This window comes from Streptomyces sp. ICN903 (genome assembly GCF_022015835.1).
Taxonomy (GTDB): domain Bacteria; phylum Actinomycetota; class Actinomycetes; order Streptomycetales; family Streptomycetaceae; genus Streptomyces; species Streptomyces fenghuangensis.
Genome location: NZ_JAKMAY010000479.1, coordinates 1 through 2,730 on the forward strand (window position 1 = coordinate 1; position 2,730 = coordinate 2,730).

Annotated in this window: 4 protein-coding genes; 1 reads left to right on the top strand and 3 read right to left on the bottom strand. The window is 73.0% G+C overall.

What is annotated here, in order from left to right; all coding sequences use genetic code 11:
- Nucleotides 1-3: 3 nt before the first annotated feature.
- Both L7D48_RS27910 and L7D48_RS27915 read right to left on the bottom strand, forming a co-directional pair.
- Nucleotides 4-576: a histidine phosphatase family protein gene (locus L7D48_RS27910; RefSeq protein ID WP_237883739.1), complete on the bottom strand. Its 573-nt coding sequence runs from the start codon at nucleotides 574-576 to the stop codon at nucleotides 4-6.
- A gap of 72 nt (nucleotides 577-648) precedes the next feature.
- Nucleotides 649-1,068, bottom strand: coding sequence for a GNAT family N-acetyltransferase (locus L7D48_RS27915; protein WP_237883741.1), 420 nt, complete (start codon nucleotides 1,066-1,068; stop codon nucleotides 649-651).
- Between the two features lie 208 nt (nucleotides 1,069-1,276).
- Between L7D48_RS27915 and L7D48_RS27920 the strand changes: the two genes are divergently transcribed.
- On the top strand, nucleotides 1,277-1,498 hold the full coding sequence (locus tag L7D48_RS27920; protein WP_101257188.1) for a DUF1918 domain-containing protein: 222 nt from the start codon (nucleotides 1,277-1,279) through the stop codon (nucleotides 1,496-1,498).
- A gap of 53 nt (nucleotides 1,499-1,551) precedes the next feature.
- Here L7D48_RS27920 and L7D48_RS27925 read toward each other — a convergent pair.
- Nucleotides 1,552-2,730, bottom strand: a 1,179-nt coding sequence (locus L7D48_RS27925) for a glycoside hydrolase family 10 protein (RefSeq protein WP_237883744.1), incomplete at its 5' end; no start/stop codon positions are given.

Below are 2,730 nucleotides of genomic sequence, written 5' to 3' on the forward strand. Positions count from 1 at the left end.
GCGTCAGTGGTCCATGGCCAGCGTCCAGTCCCCCGCCCACCCGGCCAGGGTGACCGACGACAGCGGCCGGACGTCCACGCGCCAGTAGGTGTGCGGCGGCGCCTTCAGCGCGTACACCGCGGCCGCGCGCAGCACCGTCGGTTCGACGACCGCGGCGATCAGGGTGTCGCCCTCGCCGCCCGGCCGGGTGTCCAGCCAGTCGCCCACCCGCAGGATGAAGGAGAACAGCGACTCGCCGCCGTGCGGGGTGGCGTGGGGGTCGGCGAGCCAGGCGTCCACGGCCCGCGGCTCGACCGCGGCGACCTCCCTGAGGGTGCGCCCGCGCCACCGCCCCATGTCGCACTCGCGCAGCGCGGGCTGGGCCAGCGGCCGCATCCCCAGGACGTCCCCGGTCTCGCGGCAGCGCATGGTCGGCGAGCAGTAGCGCAGTTCGGCGCCCGCCAGGTGCCCGTACGCCGCGATGGCCCGCTCCGCCTCCCGCCACCCGGCGGCGTCCAGGGGACGGTCGTCCTCGAAGCGCACGTCCAGCAGGGATGAGCTGCGGGCGGCGGCGAGCAGCGTGATCCGCAGATGCATTACCGGATGGTAGAACCGTGAACCGGATTGTTCGACGGTCGGGCACGGACTGTTTTCGGACGTATGCCCGGATCACTCGGGGATCAGCGCCATCAGCCGTCCGGGCTCCGCCGGCGGCCGGAAGCCGAACCCCTCGTAGAGGCCGTGCGCGTCCTCGGTGGCCAACAGCACCCGCCCGAGCCCGTACGGTTCGAGCTCCGCGAGCGCGGCCCGCACCAGCGCCTTCCCCAGGCCCCGGCCGCGGGCGGCGGGGGCGACGTAGACGTCGCACAGCCAGGCGAAGGTGGCCCGGTCGGTGACCACGCGCGCGTAGCCGAGCTGCTCGCCGGTGCCCCTGTCGTACGCCCCGAGGTTGAGCGAGCCCGCGATGGCCCTGTCCTGTTTGCCGCGGCTGCGGCCGAGCGCCCAGTAGGCGTCGGTGGACAGCCAGTGGTGGACGCGTGCGGCGTCGAGGCGGGCGGGGTCGGCGGAGATCTCGTACGAGGTGCTCATGGCGGGAGAGCCTGGCAGCCGGCCACGCGGACCGTCGACCGGTTTCACCTCTCCTCGCGCTTCCCCGCGCATCAACCGTTTCCCTCCGCTCCCCTCCGTCTCCCCCGCGCCTCTCCGTTTCCGCGCTCGCAGGCGCCCGGCCGCCCTCCGCCCCTAGAATCGGGATCAAAAGTATTTTCTTCTCAAAACAGGCAGAAGGAGACCGCCGATGCAGGCGAACGCGGGCGACCTGCTGCTGGTCCACGGCAGGTTCGTGGGACAGCACGAGAGGGTCGCGGAGATCATCGAGGTACTGGGGACGAACGGCGAGCCGCCGTACCGGGTCCGCTTCGAGGACGGGCACGAGACAGTGATGTCGCCGGGGCCCGACTCCGTGGTGCGGCACCACGGCGAGCCCCTGCTGGAGCACGGCGAGCCCCGGCGCCGCTGACGCCGGGGCCGCGCACAGGACGAAGGGAGGCGGGGGCCGCCGCGGGAGACCGGCTAGCGGGGAGCCCGCACCGGGCGGTCGTAGTGGTCCTCCACCACCCGGCTCATCGCCCCGATCGGGTCCGCGGCGACGTGCTTCGCCGAGAAGTAGACGTTGCCGCGGACCTCGGGGTACCGGCGGCAGAGCGTCAGATGGCGGGAGAGTTCGGCCGGGTCGTGCCAGGCCGGCCCCTGGGCCGAATCGCCCGCCTTGTACAGCGCCTCGCCGATGTGGAGTTCGACGCCGGTGCCCCGCACCACGTCGGCCCACCAGGGCACCAGTTTCGCGTAGTCGGCGGCGGCGAAGCCGATGTTCCAGTACACCTGCGGCACGATGTGGTCGACCCAGCGCTCGCGCACCCACTTGCGGGTGTCGGCGTACAGGTCGTCGTAGGTCTCCACGCCCGCGCGGGTGTCGGAGCCCTCCGGATCGGTACCCGCGTTGCGCCACACGGCGAAGGGGCTGATCCCGAAGCGCACGCGCGGCTTGGTCCGCCTCAGGCGCAGCGCGGTCTCCCGCACCAGCCGGTCGATGTTGTCGCGCCGCCAGTCGGCCCGGTCGGCGAAGGCGCCGCCGTACCGCTCGTAGGCCTCGTCGTCGTCGAAGACCTCACCCGCCACCGGGTACGGGTAGAAGTAGTCGTCCCAGTGCACGCCGTCGATGTCGTAGCGCTCCACCGCGTCGAACATCGCGTCCTGGACGAAGGCGCGCACCTCGGGCAGTCCGGGGTTGTAGTAGAGCTTGCCGCCGTAGGTCACCACCCACTCCGGGTGGCGGCGCGCGGGGTGGGAGCCGGCCAGCCGCCCGGGGTCGGTGTGATTGGCCACCCGGTAGGGGTTGAACCAGGCGTGCAGTTCCAGCCCGCGCCGGTGCGCCTCGCACACGGCGAAGCCCAGCGGATCCCAGCCGGGGTCCTCGCCCTGGGTGCCGGTGAGGTACTGCGCCCAGGGCTCGTACGGCGAGGGCCACAGGGCGTCCGCGGTGGGCCGCACCTGGAGGAACACCGTGTTGAGGCGGCGCTCGACCGCCGTGTCCAGATGCGCCAGCAGTTGTCTTCGCTGCTCGTCGGCGGCGAGCCCGGGTCTGGTCGGCCAGTCGATGTTGGCGACGGTGGCCACCCACATCCCGCGCAGCTGCGGGCGCTGCCGGTACCGACCGGCCCCGCCGCCCGCCTCCCCGGCCGACGCCGTACC

What these genes read in the sequence shown, in the direction of transcription:
- L7D48_RS27920 (WP_101257188.1), top strand. Translation starts at nt 1,277, where the DNA reads ATGCAGGCGAACGCGGGCGACCTGCTGCTGGTCCACGGCAGGTTCGTG.
- L7D48_RS27910 (WP_237883739.1), bottom strand. Translation starts at nt 576, where the DNA reads ATGCATCTGCGGATCACGCTGCTCGCCGCCGCCCGCAGCTCATCCCTG.
- L7D48_RS27915 (WP_237883741.1), bottom strand. Translation starts at nt 1,068, where the DNA reads ATGAGCACCTCGTACGAGATCTCCGCCGACCCCGCCCGCCTCGACGCC.